The sequence below is a fragment of the Pseudomonas sp. GM41(2012) genome, assembly GCF_000282315.2.
Classification (GTDB): Bacteria; Pseudomonadota; Gammaproteobacteria; order Pseudomonadales; family Pseudomonadaceae; genus Aquipseudomonas.
The window spans coordinates 945,028-969,190 of the sequence record NZ_AKJN02000007.1 but is presented as its reverse complement, the minus strand read 5'-3'; the positions used below and the strand labels follow the sequence as shown (position 1 = coordinate 969,190).

At 60.8% G+C, this 24,163-nt stretch carries 21 protein-coding genes; 14 read left to right on the top strand and 7 right to left on the bottom strand.

What is annotated here, in order from left to right; all coding sequences use genetic code 11:
* Positions 1-119: 119 nt before the first annotated feature.
* Positions 120-1,040: a LysR substrate-binding domain-containing protein gene (locus PMI27_RS10140; RefSeq protein ID WP_008152888.1), complete on the top strand. Its 921-nt coding sequence runs from the start codon at positions 120-122 to the stop codon at positions 1,038-1,040.
* A 205-nt stretch (positions 1,041-1,245) separates the two neighbouring features.
* Here PMI27_RS10140 and hrpB read toward each other — a convergent pair whose 3' ends face one another.
* Positions 1,246-3,762, bottom strand: a complete 2,517-nt coding sequence (hrpB, locus tag PMI27_RS10145; protein WP_008152887.1) for an ATP-dependent helicase HrpB — start codon at positions 3,760-3,762, stop codon at positions 1,246-1,248.
* Positions 3,763-3,872: 110 nt separating this feature from the next.
* Here hrpB and PMI27_RS10150 point away from each other — a divergent pair, with 110 nt between their 5' ends.
* Positions 3,873-4,292: a hypothetical protein gene (locus PMI27_RS10150; protein WP_008152885.1), complete on the top strand. Its 420-nt coding sequence runs from the start codon at positions 3,873-3,875 to the stop codon at positions 4,290-4,292.
* A gap of 29 nt (positions 4,293-4,321) precedes the next feature.
* Positions 4,322-5,227, top strand: coding sequence for a cation diffusion facilitator family transporter (locus PMI27_RS10155; protein ID WP_008152882.1), 906 nt, complete (start codon positions 4,322-4,324; stop codon positions 5,225-5,227).
* Here PMI27_RS10155 and PMI27_RS10160 read toward each other — a convergent pair.
* Entirely contained in the window at positions 5,212-6,222 is a 1,011-nt protein-coding gene (locus PMI27_RS10160; protein ID WP_008152880.1) for a DUF6515 family protein, read from the bottom strand. The genes PMI27_RS10155 and PMI27_RS10160 overlap by 16 nt on opposite strands.
* 435 nt (positions 6,223-6,657) lie before the next feature.
* On the opposite strand from PMI27_RS10160, the gene PMI27_RS10165 reads away from it, so the two are divergent.
* Together PMI27_RS10165 and PMI27_RS10170 are read left to right on the top strand one after the other, a co-directional pair.
* On the top strand, positions 6,658-7,137 hold the full coding sequence (locus PMI27_RS10165) for an Lrp/AsnC family transcriptional regulator (RefSeq protein ID WP_007937367.1): 480 nt from the start codon (positions 6,658-6,660) through the stop codon (positions 7,135-7,137).
* A 208-nt stretch (positions 7,138-7,345) separates the two neighbouring features.
* A complete protein-coding gene (locus tag PMI27_RS10170; protein ID WP_007937369.1) occupies positions 7,346-7,555 on the top strand; it encodes a DUF2788 domain-containing protein in 210 nt (69 codons plus the stop codon).
* On the opposite strand, the gene PMI27_RS10175 is transcribed toward PMI27_RS10170, so the two are convergent.
* From PMI27_RS10175 to PMI27_RS10190, 4 genes are all read right to left on the bottom strand, one after another.
* Positions 7,550-8,191: a pseudouridine synthase gene (locus PMI27_RS10175; RefSeq protein ID WP_008152878.1), complete on the bottom strand. Its 642-nt coding sequence runs from the start codon at positions 8,189-8,191 to the stop codon at positions 7,550-7,552. The two genes, PMI27_RS10170 and PMI27_RS10175, sit on opposite strands and share 6 nt — an antisense overlap.
* 69 nt (positions 8,192-8,260) lie before the next feature.
* Complete coding sequence (amn, locus tag PMI27_RS10180; protein ID WP_177327866.1) at positions 8,261-9,760, bottom strand: AMP nucleosidase; 1,500 nt, start codon at positions 9,758-9,760, stop codon at positions 8,261-8,263.
* Positions 9,761-9,933: 173 nt separating this feature from the next.
* Positions 9,934-11,580: an acyl-CoA dehydrogenase family protein gene (locus PMI27_RS10185; RefSeq protein WP_008152873.1), complete on the bottom strand. Its 1,647-nt coding sequence runs from the start codon at positions 11,578-11,580 to the stop codon at positions 9,934-9,936.
* Between the two features lie 74 nt (positions 11,581-11,654).
* Entirely contained in the window at positions 11,655-14,039 is a 2,385-nt protein-coding gene (locus PMI27_RS10190) for a hybrid sensor histidine kinase/response regulator (protein WP_008152871.1), read from the bottom strand.
* A gap of 425 nt (positions 14,040-14,464) precedes the next feature.
* Here PMI27_RS10190 and PMI27_RS10195 point away from each other — a divergent pair, with 425 nt between their 5' ends.
* The 4 genes from PMI27_RS10195 to PMI27_RS10210 all read left to right on the top strand — a co-directional run bounded on the left by PMI27_RS10195 (position 14,465) and on the right by PMI27_RS10210 (position 17,995).
* On the top strand, positions 14,465-15,262 hold the full coding sequence (locus PMI27_RS10195) for a hydroxymethylpyrimidine/phosphomethylpyrimidine kinase (protein ID WP_008152868.1): 798 nt from the start codon (positions 14,465-14,467) through the stop codon (positions 15,260-15,262).
* Positions 15,263-15,294: 32 nt separating this feature from the next.
* A complete protein-coding gene (gene thiE / locus PMI27_RS10200; protein WP_008152866.1) occupies positions 15,295-15,918 on the top strand; it encodes a thiamine phosphate synthase in 624 nt (207 codons plus the stop codon).
* Positions 15,919-15,933: 15 nt separating this feature from the next.
* Positions 15,934-17,217: a glutamate-1-semialdehyde 2,1-aminomutase gene (gene hemL, locus PMI27_RS10205; RefSeq protein WP_008152864.1), complete on the top strand. Its 1,284-nt coding sequence runs from the start codon at positions 15,934-15,936 to the stop codon at positions 17,215-17,217.
* Positions 17,218-17,440: 223 nt separating this feature from the next.
* Entirely contained in the window at positions 17,441-17,995 is a 555-nt protein-coding gene (locus PMI27_RS10210) for a tetratricopeptide repeat protein (RefSeq protein ID WP_008152862.1), read from the top strand.
* A 213-nt stretch (positions 17,996-18,208) separates the two neighbouring features.
* Here the strand turns inward: PMI27_RS10210 and PMI27_RS10215 are convergent, their stop codons facing one another.
* Complete coding sequence (locus PMI27_RS10215; RefSeq protein ID WP_007894425.1) at positions 18,209-18,538, bottom strand: DUF1820 family protein; 330 nt, start codon at positions 18,536-18,538, stop codon at positions 18,209-18,211.
* 134 nt (positions 18,539-18,672) lie between these two features.
* Here PMI27_RS10215 and miaB point away from each other — a divergent pair, with 134 nt between their 5' ends.
* From miaB to lnt, 5 genes are all read left to right on the top strand, one after another.
* Positions 18,673-20,001 carry a tRNA (N6-isopentenyl adenosine(37)-C2)-methylthiotransferase MiaB gene (gene miaB, locus PMI27_RS10220; RefSeq protein WP_033053447.1) on the top strand — a complete coding sequence of 443 codons (1,329 nt, stop codon included), beginning with the start codon at positions 18,673-18,675 and terminating at the stop codon, positions 19,999-20,001.
* A gap of 207 nt (positions 20,002-20,208) precedes the next feature.
* Positions 20,209-21,225 (top strand): PhoH family protein, encoded by a 1,017-nt coding sequence (locus PMI27_RS10225; RefSeq protein WP_033053407.1) that lies wholly within the window; start codon positions 20,209-20,211, stop codon positions 21,223-21,225.
* Positions 21,218-21,712 (top strand): rRNA maturation RNase YbeY, encoded by a 495-nt coding sequence (gene ybeY / locus PMI27_RS10230; protein WP_008152856.1) that lies wholly within the window; start codon positions 21,218-21,220, stop codon positions 21,710-21,712. Before PMI27_RS10225 ends, ybeY begins: the two co-directional genes overlap by 8 nt.
* A gap of 5 nt (positions 21,713-21,717) precedes the next feature.
* A complete protein-coding gene (locus PMI27_RS10235) occupies positions 21,718-22,557 on the top strand; it encodes an HlyC/CorC family transporter (RefSeq protein WP_008152854.1) in 840 nt (279 codons plus the stop codon).
* Between the two features lie 8 nt (positions 22,558-22,565).
* The gene (lnt, locus tag PMI27_RS10240) at positions 22,566-24,089 is read left to right on the top strand and encodes an apolipoprotein N-acyltransferase (RefSeq protein ID WP_008152853.1); all 1,524 of its coding nucleotides are present in this window, start codon (positions 22,566-22,568) and stop codon (positions 24,087-24,089) included.
* Positions 24,090-24,163: the final 74 nt, after the last annotated feature.

The following is a 24,163-nucleotide window of genomic DNA, read 5'->3' as shown; positions in this document are numbered from 1 at the left end:
GATCTCCCCGGTGGCGCGGTATGTGGTTATTGTTCAGGCATAACAACACCGTCGTCAGAACGGATGCAGTCGGCGCGAAAATTGCCTGGATGTCGAAATCATCCACCCCGAGGTTTGCCGTGGCTGCCTACAACCTGCGTCAATTGAAGTACTTCATCACCACCGTCGAATGCGGCAGCGTCGCCGAGGCGTCGCGCAAGCTGTACATCGCCCAACCGGCGATTTCCACGGCGATCAAAGGCCTGGAGGACAGCTTCGGCGTGCAACTGCTGATCCGTCATCACGCCCAGGGCGTGTCCTTGACCCCCAGCGGCGCACGCTTCTACCGCAAGGCCCAGGAACTGCTGCGCATGGCCAAGGAGTTCGAACAGAACGCCCTCGCCGACAACGACGTGGTGGCCGGGCAAATCGATATCGGTTGCTTCGAAACGGTCGCGCCGCTGTACCTGCCGCAGTTGATTGCCGGGTTCTCGGCGTTGTATCCGGGGGTGAAAATCCGTATCCGCGACGGCGAACAGCAAGAGCTGGTGCAAGGCCTGACCTCGGGCACCTTCGACCTGGCGATCTTGTATGAACACGACCTCGACGCCACTATCCAGACCGAACCACTGATGCCGGCGCAACGGCCTTATGCGTTACTGCCGGCGGATCATCGCTTTGCCCAGCTCAAGCAGGTGTCGCTGCGTGATCTGTGCCTGGAGCCGATGATTCTGCTGGACGTGCAACCGAGCCGGACCTACTTCGTCAGCCTGTTCGAAGAGTTGGGACTGACGCCGAACATTGCCTTCAGCTCACCGTCGATCGAGATGGTCCGGGGCATGGTCGGGCAAGGCTTCGGCTTCTCGATCCTGGTCACCCGGCCGCATTCGGAATGCACCTATGACGGCCAGAAAGTGGTGTGCGTGGACATCGTCGAAGACATCACCGGCTCAGGGCTGGTGGCGGCGTGGTTGAAGCGCGGGCAGTTGACCAAACCGGCGCAGTTGTTTGCCGACTATTGCCGGGAGCAGCTCACCGCGAAGGCTGCTACCAGGCCTTAATGCCTGGCACAACTGTTGAGCCAGTCGAAACCCCTGTGGCGGGGGGGCTTGCCCCCGTTGGGTGGCGAAGCCGCCCCAAAGCCTGCAACCGAGGTGTGTCAGGTACACCGCATGCAAAGGTTTTGCGACTGCTGCGCAGCCGAACGGGGCGATGCGGCGTTCCGACAAGCCCCCTCGCCACAGGTTTTGTGTTCGGCATTAAGGATTATTTGCGGGGTTTGATCCGCGCGGTCGCTTCGGCCACCAGCGGGTCATCCGGCCAGTAGTGCTTCGGATACCGCCCCTTCAAATCCTTCTTCACTTCGGCGTAAGTGCTACGCCAGAAATTCGCCAAATCCTGGGTCACCTGCACCGGCCGTCGCGCCGGGGACAGCAGATGCAGTTTGACCACCTGCCGGCCACCGGCAATCCGCGGGGTCTCGGCCAGGCCGAACAACTCCTGCAGCCGCACCGCCAGAATCGGCGGTTGCTCGCTGTAATCCAGACGAATCGACGAACCCGATGGCACGCTCAGATGATGCGGCGCCAGCTCATCGAGCCGTTGCGGCAGCGGCCACGGCAATAGGTTATGGACGATGCTCGACAGGTCCAGATTGGCGAAATGGCTGAGCCGCGAGACTTTGCCCAGATACGGCATCAGCCAATGTTCGAGACTTTTGAGCAGGGCGGCGTCGCTGACATCCGGCCATTCACTCTGCTCCTTGCTGACGAGATCCAGCTGCCGCAACAACGCTACCCGCGCCTGCCACTGACGCAGCTCTGGCGTCCAGGGCAGCAGCTCCAGACCTTTGCGCCGCACCAGATTGACCAATGCCTGACTGCGGGCAGTTTCATCGAGCCCGGTCAGGGGTTCACGGCTGAGGATCAACTCACCGACCTTACGCTGACGCTCGGCGCGCAACACGCCTTCGCGCTCATCCCAATCCAGTTGATCGACCACGCGCACTTGCTCGGCGAGCACTGAATCGAACAGCGCCGGATCGAAATCCGCCGCCAGATAAATCCGTTCTTCACGCTGCCCCTGACGACTGCCGAGATCGGCGATCACCAGCCACGGTTGCTTCATCAAACTGTCGGCTTCGGCGAACAACGCCGCGCGGCCATTGGCCAAGCGATACTCCGCGCCACCGGCCCGTCGCTGTTGGGCAACGCGGTCGGGATAGGCCAACGCCAACAGCGCGCCCAGCCAACGCGGATGATCCGGATCGCTGACCGGTTCCGACGCTTTACCCCGCAGGTAACCGCGATACTGCCGCGCCAGTTGCCGGGCACGTTGCACGCCACCTTGAGCGCCGCGTGCGGCGCGTTCTTCGCCGGACAACAGCACCAATCGGCTGTGCAGATCCGCCCCGGCACCGCGCAAAATATCTCGCTCGCCGAGCAAGGCCGCGACATCGCAGGCCATGTTGGCCAAGCCGAGCGCCTGACCGCGCAACAGCAAATGCGCGATACGCGGATGCGCCGGCAGTTCGGCCATGGCCTGACCGTGGCGGGTCAGCGCTTCGCCGTCCAGTGCGCCCAGGCGCTCAAGCAAGTCCTGAGCTTGTGCATAAGCGGCGGCGGGCGGTACGTCGAGCCACACCAATTGCCCCGGTGTCACGCCCCAACGACCGAGCTGCAACGCTAATCCGGCAAGATCTGCCGAGAGGATTTCCGCACTGGCGTAGGCCGCCAGTTGCTCGTGCTGATCCTGCGACCACAACCGATAACACACGCCCGGCTCCAACCGCCCCGCCCGGCCCGCGCGCTGAGTGGCGCTGGCTTTGGAAATACGCTGAGTATCGAGGCGGGCCATGCCGCTGCCCGGATCGAAACGCGGCACCCGCGCCAGCCCGGCATCGATTACCACGCGCACGCCGTTGATGGTCAGGCTGGTCTCGGCGATGTTGGTCGCCAGCACCACTTTGCGTTTGCCGGCGGGGGCCGGATCGATCGCGGCGCGTTGCGCGGCCAGATCCAGCTCACCGTGCAACGGGCAGAGCAGAACCTGTGTGCTCTCGCCCAGTGCATCGGCGAGTTGCTGATGCACCCGACGGATTTCCGCCTGCCCCGGCAGGAACACCAGCACGCTACCGGTTTCATCGTTCAAGGCTTCGAGAATGGTCTGCACCAGACGCGGCTCGATGAATTCACCGGGCTGGAACGGTCGGCCCCAGCGCATCGCCACCGGGTACATGCGGCCTTCGCTGCGCAGGATCGGCGCGTCATCGAGCAACCCGGCCAGGCGTTCGCCTTCCAGGGTTGCCGACATCAACAGGATCTTCAACGGCTGATCGTCACGAAACAGCTCGCGGCCATTCAGGCTCAAGGCCAGCGCCAGATCGGCGTCCAGGCTGCGCTCGTGGAATTCGTCGAAGATCAGCAGGCCAACGCCTTCGAGCGCCGGGTCGTCCTGCAAGCGTCGGGTGAGAATCCCTTCGGTGACCACTTCAATGCGGGTGTTGGGGCCGACTTTGCTGTCGAGACGAATGCGATAACCGACGGTTTCGCCGACCTTCTCGCCCAGCTCACTGGCCAGGCGTTCCGCTGCTGCCCGCGCAGCCAAACGGCGCGGTTCAAGCATCAGAATGGTCTGCCCGGCCAACCAGGGCTCGTTGAGCAAGGCCAGTGGCACGCGGGTGGTTTTACCGGCGCCGGGCGGTGCTTCGAGCACAGCTTCGTGGCGTGTAGCCAAGGCTTCACGCAGGGCGGGTAAAACTTCATCAATCGGCAAAGAAATCATGCTGGCTCCCAAACAGAGGCGCGAGTATAACGGCGAACTGCCCGGCGTTTATCACGGTCCTAATTCATAACGGCTACGCTTCGTTTTCCAGATGACTCAGGAGATTTCATATGCGTGTTCCCTTTCGCTTGATTGGCGGTGTATTGGTCGCGACGTTGCTGACCCAGGTCACCGCTTGCGGGTCGATTTTCTACCCTGACCGTCGCGGTCAGATTGACGGCAAGATCGACCCGGCCATCGCCGCGCTGGATGCCGTGGGTCTGCTGTTCTACATCATCCCCGGCCTGATCGCGTTTGCCGTGGACTTCGCCACTGGCGCGATTTACTACGCGCCCGGCGAGACCGCACAGGTGGCCCCGGAAAAACTCAAGGAAGCCATCGGCGCCGACGGCAAGGTCGATAATCACAAGTTGCAGACTATTCTCGAAACTGAACTGGGCCGCAGCTTCCCGCTGGATGACCCACGCCTGATCCAGCACAAGGGCAGCGCCCAGCAACTGGCCATGTTCGGCCTGCAACCTGCCGCGTAACCCGTGCACTTAAAGGAATAGCCGCACTTATGATCTCCAGCTCCGAACACGCCCGCCTGCTGCGGCTGGCGACCCGTGCCTCGGTGGCGGTGGCGTGCACGCTGATCGTCGCCAAAGCCATCGCCTGGTGGTTGAGCGGCTCAGTGAGCATGCTCGCCGGGTTGACCGACTCGACCCTCGACGGCGTCACCTCGCTGCTCAACCTGCTCGCTGTGCATTACGCCTTGCGCCCAGCCGACGATGATCACCGTTACGGCCATGGCAAGGCCGAGTCGCTGGCGGGCATGGCTCAGGCGTTGTTCATTGGCGGCAGTGCGGTGCTGATTGCCTTGCAGGCGATCGATCGACTGAAACACCCTGAACCGGTGGGGGCGCCGTGGATCAGTATCGGGGTAATTGTGTTTTCCCTGGCACTGACCCTGGCCCTGCTGATGTTGCAACATCGGGTCGTCAAGGCGACCGGCTCCAACGCCGTGCGCGCCGACTCCCTGCATTACCGCTCGGACCTGCTGCTCAACGGCAGCATTCTGGTGGCGCTGGTGCTCGCCGGGTATGGCTGGCATCAGGTCGACCCCTGGTTCGGTTTGGGGATCGCTGCCTACATTCTCTGGAGCGCGATTCATATCGCCCGGGAAAGTTTTACGGTGCTGATGGATGAAGAGCTGCCAACGGACGTCAGCCAGCACATGCTCGAACTGGCCTGCAGCGTACCGGGAGTATTGGGGGCGCACGACCTGCGTACGCGGGTTTCCGGCAACCAGTGGTTCGTGCAGTTGCACCTGGAATTGCCGGGGGATTTGACCCTGTCAGTCGCTCACGGCATCAGCGATCAAGCCGCCGAGGCGATTCACGCGGCTTATCCGCGAGCCGAAGTGCTGGTGCACGCCGACCCGCAGGAAGTGGCACTGGCAGGCAGGGCTCAGAAAGAAACCTGATAGCCGCGACTGCTCAGGCAGTTGCCCTGGGCCTGACGATAGGCTTGTACCACCGACGGGTCCGGCTGGTAGGTGGCCGTTCGCGGATCGAAGCCACTCTGCTGCACCGCGTATTGATAGCACTCGTAACCGTCCTGGTTGACCTGCTCTGGCGACTGACCGTTGGCCGGATACGCCACCACGTCATAACCATTGCTGACCGGTTGCGGCTGCGGTTGTACGGGCGGCTCGACCACGATGTAATCCTGAGTGCTTTCCTGATAGGCGTAATAAGAGCCGGCCGCCAGGAACAACAGCGCCCCGCCGATCCACACTTCACGCGCGTAATCGGGCAAGTAGCTGACGCGAATCCCGCGGGGCGGCTGCACCACCACGTAGCGCGGGCCTTGTGGGCGATACCAGTAGCCGCCGGAGTAGAAGTAATCCTGACCACGGTACGGCACACGGTAATCACGGTCGGCGAAGCGATCGATCACATGACCGGGACGGTACTGCGGGCCAGGTCCCCAGCCATTGCCATGCCCATCCGGGCGACCAGACCAGCGATGGTCATCGGGGCGCGGACCGTTGTTCTGCCAATGCGGGTTGTTATCGTTGCGCCGAGGCACGTCCTGATAGTAGCCACGCTGTGGCTGCTGGGTCTGGCGCACGGTGTCGGGCCGCCCCTGAATCGGCAGGTCATTGGCCGGTAGTTGCGGCGGCGGTGGTCGAACCGGATTGTTGTAGTCGTGCGGCGCACGGTTCTGCCATTGACCGTCGTTCTGATTCTGGCCGTTGTGCTCGAACTGGCGACTGTTGTCGCCACGAATGATGTCGTTATTCTGCGGGTGCGGCTGGTTATTGCCGCCGTGGCCCTGATTGTTCCCCTGATGGCCATCCGAGCCGCGTTGCCCGCCATCGGGGCCACGGTTTTGCGGCTCATCGGCCAGCGATTGCGCAGTGACACTTACACACAGCAAACCAACACCGGCCAAACGCCAGATGCGCGACTTCATGCTTTTCCTCACTGCGGGTTAGGGCCTGTACGTAAGACTGGGAAAGCACAGGCCGGTTCTGCAACAGGTTATCAGTCGCGCAACTTATTTATTGAGGGCAGTCGGCAAATTCCGGGCAAAAGAAAAGGGAGACCCGTCGGCCTCCCTTTGAGAACTTCGTCCGTGCTCGACGCTTTTGACGTCGGCTCACCTCACGCCGTCTTCTGGACAGTGTGTAGCTCGGGGGCCGGCTCATCCCCGGTGGGGGTGGCGACCGCAGCTGGCCTGATTGGGCGAGCCGCACTGGACTGTTTGTCCGAGCAGTGATTCTGGTGATAAGAATAGGCTCGCGGCGCCGGCAGAGGATTGCGAAGATTGCTCAAATAAACATCACTTGCGCAATTTTTAACCCTGGATAGATAATCTACCGCAATAGTTATGACAAAGGCCTGATTGATGAGCAAACTCGACCGATACGACCTGAGCATTTTGGCGGAATTGCAGCGTGACGCGCGCATCTCCAACCAGGAGCTGGCCGAACGCATCGGCTTGTCCCCGTCGCCATGCTCGCGGCGGGTCAAGCAGCTGGAAGATGACGGCTACATCTCCCGCCAGGTGGCCCTGCTGGACCGCAAGATGCTCGGTTTGAGCCTGACGGCTTACGTGTTGATCGGCATGGACCGGCATACGCCGGAGCGTTTCGAAAACTTCGAAGCGGCGATTCGTACGTTGCCGCAGGTGCTGGAGTGCAGCCTGGTGACCGGGATGGATGCTGACTACCAGCTCAAGGTCGTCGTGCCGGACATGGACCATTATCAAAAACTGCTGCTGGGACACCTCACCCGGATTGAAGGGGTGACAAGTGTGCGGTCGAGTTTTGTGCTTAATCAGGTGCTCAATAGCACCGAGTTGCCGCTGACTCATCTGCGCAGCTGATTGTGGCGAGGGGATTTATCCCCGCTGGGTTGCGAAGCGACCCTAAAAGTCTCGGCCAGTGCTACGCACTGGAACGGGGATAAATCCCCTCGCCACAGTGTGTTTTCAGACAAATGACTGCGACACACCGACGCAGGTCAATACTCCGCCAATTCGCCGTGGCGTATACTCCAGCGCCTTTTAGCCCCGCCCGCGCTGGAGATGTTCGATGGATCCTGCAGTATTCGAAGAGTGGATGATGACCGGACTGGTCAGCATCCTGATCATTTTCATGGGTTTCATCGTCTGGGATCTGGCGAAGAAGTCCAAGGCCGGACGCTTTGGCTCGTTCATCCTGTTCTTCGTACTTGGCCTGGGCGTGGCCGCGTTCGTAATCAAAAGCGTGGTCATCGGCCTGATTGAATCCGGCACGTTATAAACGCGCCGGCACTTCCTTCCACTGGCCCTGATCGAGCCCTTCGATCGACCAGTCGCCGATTCTGACTCGTACCAGACGCAATGTCGGCAAACCGACCGCCGCGGTCATGCGTCGTACCTGACGGTTACGCCCTTCGCGAATCACCAATTCCAGCCAGCTCGTTGGCACGCTTTTGCGAAAGCGCACGGGCGGGTTGCGTGGCCACAGTTCAGGTACTTCAAGCTGCCGCGCTTCAGCCGGTAGCGTCATGCCGTCATTCAGTTCGACACCATCGCGCAATCGCTGCAATTGCTCAGCACTCGGCTCGCCTTCAACCTGCACCCAATAAGTCTTGGCCAGTTTGTGTTTCGGGTCGGCGATCCGCGCCTGAAGCTGGCCATCGTTGGTCAGCAGCAGCAAACCTTCACTGTCGCGGTCCAGCCGTCCTGCCGGGTAAATCCCGGGAATCTCGATGTAATCCTTGAGCGTCGCCCGCCCTTCTCCGTCGCTGAATTGCGTCAGCACATCGAACGGCTTGTTGAACAGAATCAGCTTCGGCTCGGCCGGTGGCGCTTTGGCGACACGGCGCGGGGCTGAGGACGATGGCGCAGGCTTCACGCCAGGGCGGCGGGAAACGGGACGTTGAGGACGGGACATGGGAAGTGAACATCTAACGGTCAGGGCTGCTAATGCTAGTGCCCTGACCGCTAAATGACCATCTCGCAATCAGCGGAACGGCGGCTCGTCGAAGCTGCGCAGTTTGCGCGAGTGCAGCGAGTTGAGTTCGGTGCGCAGCAAATCCACCGCCTCGATGCCGATCTTCAAATGCTGGCTGACCGCGCGTTCATAGAAGGCGTTGGCCGAACCCGGCAGTTTGATTTCGCTGTGCAACGGTTTGTCCGACACACAGAGCAACGTGCCGTACGGAACCCGCAAGCGATAACCTTGGGCGGCGACGGTGCCGCTTTCCATGTCCACCGCCACGGCGCGAGACAGGTTGATCAGCGGACGTTCCTGAGCCCAGCGCAATTCCCAGTTACGGTCGTCGTAGGTCAGTACGGTGCCGGTGCGCAGGCGTTTTTTCAGTTCGTCGCCCTTCTCACCGGTGATATTGGCCGCCGCTTGCTGCAACGCCATTTGCACTTCGGCCAGGGCCGGAATCGGAATATTCGGCGGCACGACCCGATCGAGAATCCCGTCGCGACGCATGTAAGCGTGCGCCAGCACGTAATCGCCAATCGTCTGCGACTGACGCAAACCGCCACAGTGGCCGATCATCAGCCAGCAATGCGGACGCAGCACCGCCAAATGGTCGGTGATGTTCTTGGCGTTGGACGGGCCGACGCCGATGTTCACCAGGGTCACGCCGTGGCCGTCGCTGGCGATCAGGTGATAGGCCGGCATCTGATAGCGGTGCCAGACCACACCGGCGGCAATCGCCGAAGCTTCGCCGTGGTCCATGCTCTTTTCGATGATCACGTTGCCCGGCAGGACCATGCGCACGAAACGCGGATCGCTGCGCAACTGTTCCAGGCCATGGACGATGAACTGGTCAACATAGCGGTGGTAGTTGGTCAGCAGAATCCATGGCTGCACATGACGCCAGTCGCTGCCGGTGTAATGCACCAGACGGCGCAGGGAGAAATCCACCCGCGCAGCGTCGAACAAGGCCAGCGGCAGCGGGTCGGTGTTTTCCCAATCGTACAGACCGTCGGCGATGCCATCGGTCGCAGCCGACAAATCCGTACTCGGGAACACCCGCGCCAGCACGGCAGCGGTGACGCCGGAGCCGGCCAGTTCTTCGCCCTGCTCAACCACGTACGGATAAGGAATGTTTTGCTGGCTGATGCCGACTTCCACCGTCACGGTGAAGTCATGCATCAGCGGCACTAGCTGTTCCAGCAGGTATTTACGGAAGGCGGCGGGATGAGTGACGGTGACGCTGTAAGTCCCCGGCAGTTGAACCTTGGCGTAGGCGCGAGTGGTCTGTGGGACTTCGCCCTGGCAATGGTAGGTCAGACGCAGTTCGGGATAACGAAACATCGCACGCTGTTCGGCGTCCGGTTCGACTCGATCCTTGAGGTAACGCTTGAGCGCCTGGTTCAGCGCGGTGGTTGCACGATTGTGCAAGAGCGCAAGCCGGTCCACGGCTTGCTCGGCGGTTTGAACGACAATAAAAGCTTCGGTCACGATCAGCATCCTGTGTTCTGACTTGCAGGCCTTCATCTTGCCTGCATCGTCGCTTCACGGGAACAGCGGTTGCTACACAAATGCCAAGTCCACCCTAGATCCACTGTGGGAGCGAGCCTGCTCGCGATAGCGGTATGACAGTCGACATAACTGTTGAATGTTGAACCGTCATCGCGAGCAGGCTCACTCCCACATTGGATCGGGGTCGCTCATAGAAGCGGTGTCGACCGGGCGACAATCGCTTCTACATCCAGCCCACGCGGTAACGCGCCGTACACCCGACCGGCGGAACCGAGGCGGCTGGCGATGAAAGCGTCACTCACGGCCGCGTTGCCCGTCTCCAGCAACAGCTTGGCCTGAAGGCCCAAGGCGATGTCTTCGGTAAGCTGCCGCGCACGATACTGAATGTCGCTGGTGTCCTTGAACGCTGCCTGCAATTGAGTGATGTGTGCGGCCAGGCGCTTGTCGCCATGACCATCGCCCAATTCGCTGAACAATACGTCGAGCACGCCCGGCTCCTTGGACAACGCTCGCAATACGTCGAGGCATTGCACGTTGCCGGAACCTTCCCACGTCGAATTGACCGGAGCTTCACGGTACAACCGCGGCAAGATGCTGTCTTCGACATAACCGGCGCCGCCCATGCATTCGGCGGCTTCGTTGATCATCCCAGGCGCGCGTTTGCAGATCCAGTATTTGCCTACCGCCGTGACCAGCCGGGCGAATTTGGCTTCATGCTCGTCATCCAGATGATCCAGCGCCCGGCCCATGCGCAGGCTCAAAGCCAGGGCGGCTTCGCTTTCCAGGGCCAGGTCGGCCAGTACGTTCTGCATCAAGGGTTGTTCGCTGAGCAATTTGCCGCCGACCTTGCGGTGAGCGCAGTGATGGCTGGCCTGGGTCAGGGCCTGGCGCATCAGCGAACTGGAGCCGACCATGCAATCGAAGCGGGTCATGGCGACCATTTCGATGATGGTCGGAACGCCCCGTCCCTCCTCGCCAACCATCCACGCCAGCGCACCACGGAACTCCACTTCGCTGGACGCGTTGGAGCAATTGCCGAGCTTGTTCTTCAGGCGCTGTATGTAGAACTGATTGCGCGTGTCGTCCGGGCGATGGCGCGGCAGCAGGAAACAGGTCAACCCCTTGTCAGTCTGAGCCAGGGTGAGGAAGGCATCGCACATCGGCGCCGAACAGAACCACTTGTGGCCCACCAGTTCATACGCCTGGCCCGGACCACTGGCGCCGACCGGAAAAGCCTTGGTGGTGTTGGCCCGCACGTCGGTGCCGCCCTGTTTCTCGGTCATCGCCATGCCGATGGTGACCCCGGCCTTGTGGGCCATGCCGACGTTGCGCGGGTCGTATTCGGTGGAGAGGATTTTCGGCAGCCATTGCTCCGCCAGATCCGCTTGCAGGCGCATCGCCGGGACGCTGGCGAAGGTCATGGTCAGCGGGCAACCACTACCGGCTTCGGCCTGGCTGTGCAGGTAGGTCATGGAGGCGCGGGCGACGTGGGTGCCGGACTGCGGATGTGCCCAGGGCAACGAAGTCAGACCGTGCTCGATCGCCGTGCGCATCAACTCGTGATACGCCGGGTGAAATTCAACCAGGTCGATGCGATGGCCGTAACGGTCATGGCTGCTGAAAACCGGCTTGTTCTGATTGGCCAGGAACCCCGCTTCCATCAGCGGCCCACCGGCCAGGGCGCCGTAAGCGTCGATCCGCGACTCGGCCCACCCGGCCCCGAAATGCCGCGACCACTCCTGCAACGGCAGGTCGATGCGATACAGGTTGGCGCCGTCCAGCGACGGTGGCTGGTTGGTGACTTCGTGGGTTTCGGCGAACTGATGCAGGTTCATGACGGGGCTCCTTTGGTCAGCCAAGGAACTTCAGTTAAGCACCGCCCCCTGGCCGAACAAAGCGTCATATCTGCCTAACTGTCGGCGCTTTCGCCCTGTCTTGGACACAGAACCCGGCGATAGAGCGCTGCCTGCAGGTCCTCGAATTTCACCGGTTTGTTCAGATAATCGATCAAGGCACCGGTCGGGCACCGCTCCCGATCAATGCTCAAGGCAATCACGAACACCGGCAGTTCGGCGCAGCCCGGCAACGCGCGGATCTGGCAACAGAGGGACGTGCCGTCCAGCGGTGGAAGCTGGTAGTCGAGCAATACCGCATCGAAGGTTTCGCGCTGCAAGTGATCGATCGCGGTAGCCCCGTTGTCGGTGGAGCGCACCCGGAACCCAAGTTTGAGCAACATGCCGCGCATCACCAACTGATTGATGCTGTTGTCATCAACCAGCAGTACGGTGCAGTCCTGAGGCAGTCGCAGGCGGGGAAACTCCCGGTTCATCAGGGGCACTGGCGACCGCTCCACCACGGGCAGTTCGAACTCGACGTCGAGCTGGAAGCGGCTGCCACGACCAAGCTCGGAGCGGTGGGTCAGTTTTCCACCGAGCAGTTCGACCAGTTGCCGACAGATTGCCAGGCCGACGCCCAGACCGCCGTACTCACGGGTCATCGAGCCATCGAGCTGGAAGAACCGCTGATACAGTGTCGCCTCCCCCAGATCGGTGAAGCCGATGCCGGTGTCGATCACCGCAAAGGACAGCGCCAGTCGGTCGGGCGCCACGGGTTTACCCGTCACCCGCAGCGCCAGTCCGCCGATCCGCGTGAACTTGATCGCGTTATCCAGCAGGCATTCCAGGCATTGCGCCAACTTGGCGCTGTCGCCGTGCAAGCGATCCGGCAGTCCCGGCGTGACCTCGACTTTGAAGTCCAGCGACTTGCTCGACGCGTTGCCCTCGAACTGCAGGCGCAAAGCCTCGACCACGCCGCGCAAACTGAAAACGGCCGGATAGGTCTTGAGCTTGCCGGCCTGCAACTCGGTCAGGGTGAGGATGCCGTTGACCATGCGCATCATGTCTCGCGCCGAACCGTAGGCCGTTTGCTGGTATTGCTCCAGCTCCGGGTCCATCTCGACGGTCTGCATCAGCTCAAGCGAACCGATCACACCGTTCATGGGCGTGCGCAGTTCGTGGGTCAGGGTGGCGAGGAATTCGTCCTTGAGCTTGTTACTGCGAGCCAATTGCTGGTTCAGCACTTCAAGCGTTTGACCGGCATCGAACAGGGTCTGTGCCTGTTGCTCGCGCATGGCATTAATGCGATCGGCCAGCGCCAGGGACAGCAGCGCCACTTCAATCGCCGAGCCGATCTGGCTGGAATACATGGTCAGGAACACGTTTGGCAGGTAACCCAGCACCATCAGGGTGTTGATGATGCCGCCGAGTAAAAACGCCGACCAGGCAATGATGAAATAACGCGCCACTCGCAGGCCACGCAGCCAGGCGAAAATCCCTGCGGCAAAAATCACGATGGTGAACGTCAGTGCCAGCGCCGTCGCCAGGCGCAGGGCCAGGGCGTAACTGGTCATCAACGACAACCCGACAACCACTGCGCTAAACGCGATCAACGCCAGCAATAAGCGGTCGAGCCAGCGACTGTGGGTCGCCGTCTGCAAGAAGCTGCGCGCGAACTGGCTGCCGAACAGGCTTGAGCAACCGATGAAAAAAGGCGTCGCCGCGTTGGCCCACCAGGGATTGTTCGGCCAGAAATACTCCACGGCCGCGCCATTCACTGACAGCTGATACAAACCGAACGAGGCGATATAGAAGATGTAATAGAGATAGCTGGTATCGCGCACGCTGAGATAGATGAACAGGTTGTACACCAGCATCCCCAGCAATACGCCGTAGATCAGCCCCAGCACATACAGTCGGATCGGTTGCTCTTCCAGGTAGGCAGTGCTCGACCATAGGGTGACCGGCGCCTGGATCGACCCTTCACTTTGCAGGCGCAGGTACAGGGTTTGCGCTTGATCAGCGGTGAAGTTCAGATCGAACAAATAGTTGTTCTGGCGGATCTCGCGACTGTCGAACGGCAAGGCATCACCGGTCTGACGTGCCAGTTGATAGTCACCGGCCGCATCGGGCAAATAAAGATCAATGTGATCAAGGGGTGGATAGGCCAGTTCCAGCAACCAGGTGCGTTGCACCGCGGGGTTGTTCGGGCGGTAATGCAGGTCGATTTTCAGCCAGAACACTGAACGCGAGTAACCGGCGTTGAGGGTAGCTTTATCGTGGGGCTTGAAGTTTCCGGCCGCTGCCTGCGCACGGACATCGGCGACGGTCGCCTGACCGCCCGCGTCTTCGAACACTTGCAAGGTTCGGCCCAGGGGAAGGCTTTGAGTGAATTCGTCGAATTCGACTGCACTCGCCATGAGGGGCAAGCACAACAGCAACATCAGCAAATAGCGCATTTAAGCCCCAGCGTGGCCTGTCCGGTTATCTCAGGAAGCCCCTCATTCCTTTTGAGTAGACGTAAAACCGGTATTACCTGTTATTGGTTTGGATCCACTCTAGCATAGCCGTTGGTGGCCATTGAACACCATTGAAATTTTTCCTACAAAGGCTCTAGAACGGGCGTTCCAGCTCAATGCATTGGGCTAGAGCTGTTCCGCCGGTCAGATTGTGACAATGCCGAACTTCTGTGGCGAGGGGGCTTGCCCCCGTTGGGTGCGGAGCGCCCCCTTTGCATTTGATAAGGAACACCGCGTCTTCAGGTTTACGACTGCTGCGCAGCCGAACGGGGTGATGCGGCATTCCGACAAGCCCCCACAATGTATCGGCAAACCTGGCGGCCACTCCACCCGAAAAAAGATGTTTGGTGGTAAGCTCGCGCACCATGAATATCTACAGCTCTCGCCCCGTTGTCCTCTGTCTCTCCGGCCACGACCCAAGTGGTGGCGCCGGCTTGCAGGCAGATATCGAAGCCCTGCTCGCTCAGGGTTGTCATGCGGCCCCGGCCGTCACCGCCCTGACCGTGCAAGACACGGTCAACGTCACTGACTTCCGCGTCCTCGACCGTGAGTGGGTGTTGGCCCAGGCCAATGCCGTGCTCAACGACTCGACGGTCGCGGCGGTGAAACTGGGCATGCTCGGTTCCCTGGAAATGGTCGACACCGTGGTCGAACTGTTGTCAGCGCACCCGCATTTGCCGGTGGTCTGCGACCCGGTGCTGCGCGCCGGTGGCGGCGGACGCCTGGGCAAGGACGAAGTCGGCTACGCCATGCGCGAGCGCCTGCTGCCTCTGTCGATCATCGCCACCCCTAACCTTCCCGAAGCCCGCATCCTCGCCGAACTGCCTGAAGGCACCGCGGACGAGTGCGCTGAAAAACTCCTGCCATTCGTCAAACACCTGCTGATCACTGGCGGCCATGGCGATGAACACGAAATCCACAATCGCCTGTACAGCCGCGACGGTCACCGCGAAACCTTCACCTGCCAGCGCTTGCCCGGCAGTTATCACGGCTCCGGTTGCACGCTGGCCAGTGCCCTCGCCGGTCGTCTGGCCCTCGGCGAAAATCTCGCCAGTGCCGTGCAGACCGCGCTTAACTACACGTGGCGCACCCTGCGTGATGCGGAGCAGTTGGGCAAAGGCCAGTTCGTACCGCGCCGCCTGCCGCTGGATTTCTGTTCGTAACTGTCCATGCGTAAAGCAAAAAGGATTGCCCGATGAAGCTACGTGGCCTGTACGCCATTACCGATAGCCAACTGCTGGCCGGTAAATTTCTTTCGTACGTGGAGGCGGCGCTGGAAGGCGGCGTCACCCTGCTGCAATACCGCGACAAGAGCAGCGACGAGGCCCGCCGTCTGCGCGAGGCCCAAGCCTTGCGCGATCTGTGCGAACGCTACAAGACCCAGCTGATCATCAATGATGACGCCGAGTTGGCCGCGCGCCTGAACGTCGGCGTGCACCTGGGCCAGACCGATGGCCCGCTGACCCCGGCCCGCGCATTGCTCGGTCGCCAGGCGATCATCGGTTCGACCTGCCACGCGCAACTCGAACTCGCCGAGCAAGCGGCCAAGGAAGGCGCCAGTTACGTCGCCTTCGGCCGCTTCTTCAACTCCAACACCAAACCCGGCGCACCGACCTGCAGCCTCGAACTGCTCGACCAGGCCCGCAGCAAACTGCACCTGCCGATCTGCGCGATTGGCGGCATCACCCTGGAAAACGCCGCCCCGCTGGTGGCCCACGGGGTCGATCTGCTGGCGGTCGTCCACGGCCTGTTTGGCGCCGAGAGCACGGCTGAAGTGACACGCCGCGCCCGCGCATTCAATGAATTACTAAAAATCTGATTTGAGAGCCCGATCATGTCTCGTTCCGAAACGCTGTTTGCCAATGCCCAGAAACATATTCCCGGTGGCGTGAACTCGCCTGTTCGCGCGTTCAAAAGCGTTGGCGGCACCCCGCTGTTTTTCAAACACGCGGAAGGCGCCTACGTCACCGACGAAGACAACAAGCGTTATGTGGATTACGTCGGTTCCTGGGGGCCGATGATTCTCGGCCACAGCCACCCGGACGTGCTGGACGCCGTGCGCAAACAGCTTGAGCACGGATTGTCCTACGGCGCACCGACCGAGATGGAAACCCAGATGGCGGATCTGGTCTGCTCGATCGTGCCGTCGATGGAAATGGTGCGCATGGTCAGCTCCGGCACCGAAGCCACCATGAGTGCGATCCGTCTGGCCCGTGGTTTCACCGGCCGCGACAGCATCATCAAGTTCGAAGGCTGCTACCACGGCCACTCCGACAGCTTGCTGGTCAAGGCCGGCTCCGGCGCCCTGACCCAAGGCGTGCCGAGCTCGGCCGGTGTGCCGGCGGCCTTCGCCAAGCACACCCTGACCCTGCCGTTCAACGACATCGACGCCGTAGAAACCATGCTCGCCGAAGTCGGCCAGGAAGTGGCCTGCATCATCGTCGAGCCAGTGGCCGGCAACATGAACTGCGTACCGCCGGCGCCAGGTTTCCTCGAAGGCCTGCGCACCCTGTGCGACAAGCATGGCGTGGTGCTGATTTTCGACGAAGTGATGACCGGTTTCCGCGTTGCCCTCGGCGGTGCACAAGCCCACTACGGCGTGACGCCAGACCTGACCACCTTCGGCAAAATCATCGGTGGCGGCATGCCGGTTGGCTGCTTCGGCGGCAAGCGCGAAATCATGTCGCACATCGCACCATTGGGCCCGGTCTATCAGGCGGGCACCTTGTCGGGTAACCCGCTGGCCATGGCTGCCGGCCTGACGACCCTGCGCCTGATCAGCCGCCCGGGCTTCCACGCAGAGCTGACTGACTACACCAGTCGCCTGCTCGATGGCCTGCAACAACGCGCGGATGCCGCGGGCATTCCGTTCGTGACCACACAGGCCGGTGGCATGTTCGGTCTGTACTTCAGCGGCGCCGACGACATCGTGACCTTCGATGACGTGATGGCCAGCGACGCCGCCCTGTTCGGGCGCTTCTTCCACCTGATGCTCGAAGGCGGCGTGTACCTGGCGCCGAGCGCCTTCGAAGCCGGCTTCACTTCGATCGCCCACGGCGAAACCGAGCTGAAACTGACGCTGGATGCCGCCGAGCGCGCATTTGCTGCATTGAAATAACGCTGTGCCGCTGACGTTGGCGGTTGCCAGCGTCAGCTTTCACCTGCATTCCCGCCCTTATTCCTTCGCTTCTGCTCAAATACCCAGCAAAGTGGCCGATATATTCCCCGCGCAGCAGAAAAACGAGTAAAGACTTTGTAAGGTTGGCCCTGCTTATTTCATAATGCGCGCTTATTGGATCCCTCGATGGGTCCGCGCGCCCCTCAGAGGTAAGTCGATTCCCATGAACCGCACCGGCCGCGCCCTTGCACTGGGCTGCCTGTTGCTCCTTCAGCCCCTGCTCGCGCTCGCACAAGCAGGCGGCAACTCGTTGTTAATCCCAGCGATGGGTCGTTGCACCCTCAATACTCAGCCGCAAGACCTGGCACAGGCGCTCGCCGCCTGCCAGAAAGCGTCGGATGAAGGGGATGCGCAAGCGCAATACGAGTTGGGTGAGTTCTACTACGACGGCAAAAATACGCCGCGCGACCTCAAAAAAGCCCTGAGCTACTTCGAAAAGGCCTCGTTGCAAGGCCATGCACAGGCGCAATTCAAACTCGGCTCCATGTTCTTCCACGGCGAAGGCGTACCGGCCAATAACATTCAGGCGTATATCGTGCTGAAAATGGCGGCGGTCAATGGCGCTGAAGAAGCGTTGGACACCGCCGACGAAGTCGCCGAGAAAATGCCCCGCGAAGAACTGGAAGTCGCTACCCAAGTGCTGGGGCAAATCTTCCGCAAGTACTTGATGGAATTGCAGAGCGCCGATGGGCGTACGCCGTTCTCGCCCCTGCCTTAATGTGGCAAGGGCCTTTGTGGCGAGGGGGCTTGTCGGACCGCCGCACCGCCCCGTTCGGCTGCGCAGCAGTCGTAAAGTCAGCACACGCGGTCTGTCTGGAAGGTGGCGGCGGCTGATTTAGGGGCCGCTTCGCAGCCCAACGGGGGCAAGCCCCCTCGCCACAACAAGCACCACCAGCCACAGCAAGCCCCCTCTAGCCAACCAATTGGCGGCCTACTTCTCAGGCATCGGCATCGGAAACGGCATGACATTGCCGACCGCGCCGCGGGCTTCGCTGATTTTCGGCGTGCCGAGGCGCTCGACTTCGTCGATCCGCACGATCGAATGCATCGGCACAAAGCTGCGCACAACACCTTCGAACTGTGCCTTGAGCTTCTCTTCGCTCGGATCGACGACCACTTGCGTGCGCTCGCCAAAGACGAACTCTTCCACTTCCAGGAAGCCCCACAGATCACTTTGATAGATCTGCTTGGCATACATTTCGTACACCTGGCCCTGGTTGAGGAAAATCACCTTGTAGATTGGAGCTTCACGTTTGGTCATGGTGGGCGAGCAACACATCGGGGATAAAAATGAGGGCGCGAACTATAGCATAGCCGCCGGACGCGCAACGGTAGGAACCTTGGAACATGTTCCCTATAATGCGCGGTTCTTTGAATCACGTGATGACTCTGTCCATGGCCAAGAAGCTTTACATCGAAACCCACGGTTGCCAGATGAACGAGTACGACAGCTCGCGCATGGTCGATCTGCTGGGCGAACATCAGGCCCTGGAAGTCACCGCTCGCGCTGAAGATGCCGACGTGATCCTGCTCAATACCTGCTCGATCCGCGAACGCGCCCAGGACCGGGTGTATTCCCAACTCGGCCGCTGGCGCGAATTGAAACTGGCCAACCCGGACATGGTCATTGCCGTTGGCGGTTGCGTGGCCAGCCAGGAAGGCGCTGCCATTCGCGACCGCGCCCCTTACGTGGACGTGGTCTTCGGCCCGCAGACCCTGCACCGCCTGCCGGAAATGATCGACGCCGCCCGCGCTACCAAGCTGCCGCAAGTCGACGTCTCGTTTCCGGAAATCGAAAAATTCGACCACTTGCCCGAGCCGCGCATCGATGGCCCAAGCGCCTACGTGTCGGTCATGGAAGGCTGCAGCAAGTACTGCACCTTCTGCGTGGTGCCTTACACCCGTGGTGAAGAAGTCAGCCGGCCGTTCGATGACGTGATCGCCGAGATCATCCACCTCGCCGAAAACGGCGTGCGCGAAGTGACCCTGCTGGGGCAGAACGTCAATGGCTATCGCGGGACCACTCATGACGGCCGTTTGGCTGACCTGGCCGAACTGATCCGCGTCGTCGCCGCCGTCGATGGCATCGACCGCATCCGCTACACCACCTCACACCCGCTGGAGTTCTCCGACAGCCTGATCCAGGCCCACGCCGACGTGCCGGAACTGGTCAAACACCTGCACTTGCCGGTGCAATCGGGTTCGGACCGAATCCTGGCGGCGATGAAGCGCAACCACACCGCGCTGGAATACAAATCCAAACTGCGCAAGCTGCGTGCTGCGGTGCCGGGGATTTGCATCAGCTCGGACTTCATCGTTGGTTTCCCGGGCGAGACCGAAAAAGACTTCGAACAGACCATGAAGCTGATCGAAGACGTCGGTTTCGACTTCTCCTACTCGTTCGTCTATAGCCAGCGCCCAGGCACTCCGGCTGCCGATCTGGCCGACGAAACGCCGGAAGCGCTGAAAAAAGAACGCCTGAACGCCCTGCAACATCGCCTGAACCAACAAGGCTTCGAGATCAGCCGACAAATGGTCGGTTCGATCCAGCGGATCCTGGTGACCGATTATTCGAAAAAAGACCCCGGCGAACTGCAAGGCCGGACCGAGAATAACCGCATCGTCAATTTCCGCTGCGACAATCCGACGTTGATTGGTCAGTTCGCCGATGTGCATATCGACGCCGCACAACCGCACTCGCTGCGGGGCTCGCTGATCCAATAACACAGCACATGACTGTAGGAGCAAAGCTTGCTCGCGATGGCGCCAGGTCAGACGACTCATATGTTGAATGCCAGACAGCCATCGCGAGCAAGCTTTGCTCCTACAAGTCCTGTGTTGAACATTGGTCTGTATAAGACCTTTCGCACCCAGGCCTCTGGCGTTATCCTTGATTTCATCTTAATTGCCCCAGGGCGGCTAAATACGACCTTGAACGCACCCATAGAACCACATCGTTTTATCCTCGAGCCTTTTGAAGCTCGCCGCTTCGCCAATCTGTGCGGGCAATTCGACGAGCATTTGCGCTTGATCGAACAGCGCCTGAATATCGAGATCCGCAACCGCGGAGACCAGTTCGAACTGATCGGCGAGCCCAAGCACACCACCTCCGCGGAAAACCTCCTGCGCCGCCTGTACCGGGAAACCAAGGGTACCGAGCTGTCGCCGGACATGGTTCACCTGTTCCTGCAGGAATCGGCCGTCGAAGAGCTGGACAACGTCTCCCCCTCCGAACCTTCCGTCGCCTTGCGCACCAAAAAAGGCATGATTCGCCCTCGCGGCTTGAATCAGTTGCGCTACGTGAAGGAAATCCTCGGTAACGACATCAACTTCGGCATCGGCCCGGCCGGTACCGGCAAGACCTATCTGGCCGTTGCCTGCGCGGTAGACGCGCTGGAACGCGAGCAGATTCGCCGCATCCTGCTGGTGCGTCCGGCAGTTGAAGCGGGCGAAAAGCTCGGCTTCCTGCCCGGCGACCTGTCGCAGAAGATCGACCCGTACCTGCGCCCGCTCTACGACGCACTCTACGAAATGCTCGGCTTCGAATACGTCGCCAAGCTGATCGAGCGTCAGGTGATCGAAGTTGCGCCGCTGGCCTACATGCGCGGTCGCACCTTGAACAACAGTTTCATCATCCTCGACGAAAGCCAGAACACCACCGTCGAGCAGATGAAGATGTTCCTGACCCGGATCGGCTTCGGCTCTACCGCCGTCATCACCGGTGACATCACCCAGGTCGACCTGCCGAAAGGCACCAAGTCCGGGCTGCACCATGTGATCGAAGTGCTCAAGGATGTACCGGGCATCAGCTTCACCCATTTCATGCCCAAAGACGTCGTGCGCCATCCACTGGTGCAGCGCATTGTCGAAGCTTACGAGCGCTTCGAGAATCGCGTCGCCGACGAACCGGCGAAGTTCTCGTCCAAGGACAATCGCCACGATGCTTGAGCTTGATCTGCAACTGGCTACCGAAGCGCCAGCCCCAAGCGAAGCCGAGTTCCGCCAATGGTGCGAACTGGCGCTGCGCCAGCGCACCGCCGACTCCGAAATGACCATCCGTTTGGTCGATGAAGAGGAAGGTCGCGAGCTGAACCACACCTGGCGGCAAAAGGATTACGCCACTAACGTCTTGTCGTTTCCTGCCGATGTGCCCGACGAGTTTCTCGACATCCCGCTGCTGGGCGATCTGGTGATCTGCGTGGCGGTGGTCGAGCGCGAAGCCGCCGAACAAGACAAGGCACTCAAGGCCCACTGGGCTCATCTGGTCATTCACGGCTGCTTGCATCTATTGGGTTACGACCATATAGATGACGATGAAGCCGAAGAAATGGAAGCACTGGAACGAACGTTGCTTGCAGAGTTGGGCTATCCCGACCCGTATGCGGACGACGAAACAGACACATCCCCTATCGTTACAACAAAGGATTCAGAGTAATCGCTATGAGCGAAGATCGATCGAGCAACGGGCAAAAGTCATGGCTGGGTAAGCTCACCCAGGCTTTTGCCCACGAGCCGAAGAACCGCCAGGAGCTGCTGGAGCTGCTGCGCGACGCACACCAAAACAAGTTGCTGGACAGCGAAGCGCTGGCCATCGTCGAAGGCGCCATCCAGGTTGCTGACCTGCAAGTACGGGACATCATGGTCCCGCGCTCGCAGATGATCAGCATCAAGGCGACCCAGACACCCCGCGAGTTCCTGCCTGCCGTGGTCGACTCGGCCCACTCCCGCTACCCGGTGATCGGCGAAAGCCACGATGACGTGATGGGCGTGTTGCTGGCCAAGGACTTGCTGCCGTTGATCCTCAAGGAGAACGGCGACAGCTTCAACATCAAGGACTTGCTGCGCCCGGCCACTTTCGTGCCCGAGTCCAAGCGCCTGAATGTGCTGCTGCGCGAGTTCCGCGCCAACCACAACCACATGGCCATCGTCATCGACGAATACGGCGGTGTGGCGGGCCTGGTGACCATCGAAGACGTGCTGGAACAGATTGTCGGCGACATCGAAGACGAGCATGACGTCGAAGAAGACAGCTACATCAAGCCGCTGCCCAGCGGTGATTTCCTGATCAAGGCCCTGACGCCGATCGAGAACTTCAACGAATTCTTCGACAGCCAATTCTCCGATGACGAATTCGACACTGTCGGCGGTCTGGTGATGAGCGCGTTCGGGCACTTGCCAAAACGCAACGAAATCACTGAAATCGGTCCTTATCGCTTCCGCATCCTGAACGCCGACAGCCGTCGGATTCACTTGCTTCGCCTGACGCCCATTGCCCGTTAAGGATTGACATGCTCCGCGTAACCCGCCCCGGCTGGCCCGGTAACCTGCTGGCCGTGGCGGCCGGTGCACTCACCACCCTGGCCCTGGCGCCGTTCGATATCTGGCCGCTGGCGTTGCTGGCGGTCGGTTTCTTCTATGCCGGCTTACGCGAGCTGAACCCACGTCAGGCCCTGGGCCGTGGCTGGTGTTTCGGTTTCGGCCTGTTTGGCGCCGGCACCAGTTGGATCTACTACAGCATCCACCACTTCGGCGGCGCTTCGGTGCTGCTGGCCGGTTTCCTGATGCTGATCTTCACGGCGGCGATTGCCTGGTTCTTCGCCCTGCCCGCCTGGATCTGGGCGCGCTGGCTGCGCCGTAACGAAGCGCCGCTGGCCGACGCCCTGGCGTTTGCGGCGTTGTGGGTCGGTCAGGAAGCCTTTCGTGGCTGGTTCCTGACGGGTTTCCCCTGGCTTTATTCCGGCTACAGTCAGCTCGACGGCCCGTTGGCCGGGCTCGCACCGCTCGGCGGGATGTGGCTGATTTCCTTCACCCTGGCCCTGACGGCAGCGCTGATCTATAACGCTTTGCGTCTAATGCGCACCGGCCGCAAAGGTTTCATCGCCGCGGGTGTGTTGCTGCTGGTCGGCCCTTGGGTGGCCGGCATGGCGCTCAAGGAACACGCCTGGACAACCCCGGCGGGAGCTCCGCTGAGTGTCGCGGCGATTCAGGGCAACATCGAACAGAGCATGAAGTGGGACCCGGCGCAGCTCAACGCGCAGTTGGCGCTGTACCGCGACATGAGCTTCAGTTCGAAACGGGTCGACTTGCTGATCTGGCCGGAAACGGCCATCCCTGTGCTCAAGGAGTCCGCCGAGGGCTACCTGAACATGATGGGAAGCTTCGCAGCAGAGCGTAAGTCCGCACTGATTACCGGTGTACCGATTCGCGAGGAAGTCCATCACCAGAAGCATTTCTACAACGGCATCACTGTCGTGGGCGAAGGCGATGGCACCTACCTCAAACAGAAGCTGGTGCCGTTTGGCGAATATGTTCCGTTGCAGGAAGTGCTGCGCGGGCTGATCGCCTTCTTCGACCTGCCGATGTCGGACTTTGCCCGCGGTCCCGCCGATCAGCCGATGCTGCAAGCCAAGGGCTATCAGATTGCGCCGTTCATCTGCTACGAAGTGGTTTACCCGGAATTCGCCGCCAGCCTTGCGGCGCGTAGCGAACTGCTGCTGACCATCAGTAATGACACCTGGTTCGGCACGTCTATCGGCCCGCTGCAACATTTACAGATGGCGCAGATGCGCGCGCTGGAGGCTGGTCGCTGGATGATCCGCGCCACCAACAATGGCGTGACCGGCTTGATCAACCCGTTCGGTCAGATTACCGTGCAGATCCCTCAGTTCGAGCGTGGCATTTTGTACGGTGAAGTGGTGCCCATGCACAACCTGACGCCTTATCTGGAATGGCGTTCATGGCCGCTGATCATTGTTTGCGTGCTGTTGTTTGGCTGGGCGCTAGTGGCTAGCCGAATGGCCAAGACCGTTTAGGTATTAGTAAAAAGATCGCAGCCTCGTTTCACTCGACAGCTCCTACAGAGTACGCAATCCCCTGTAGGAGCTGT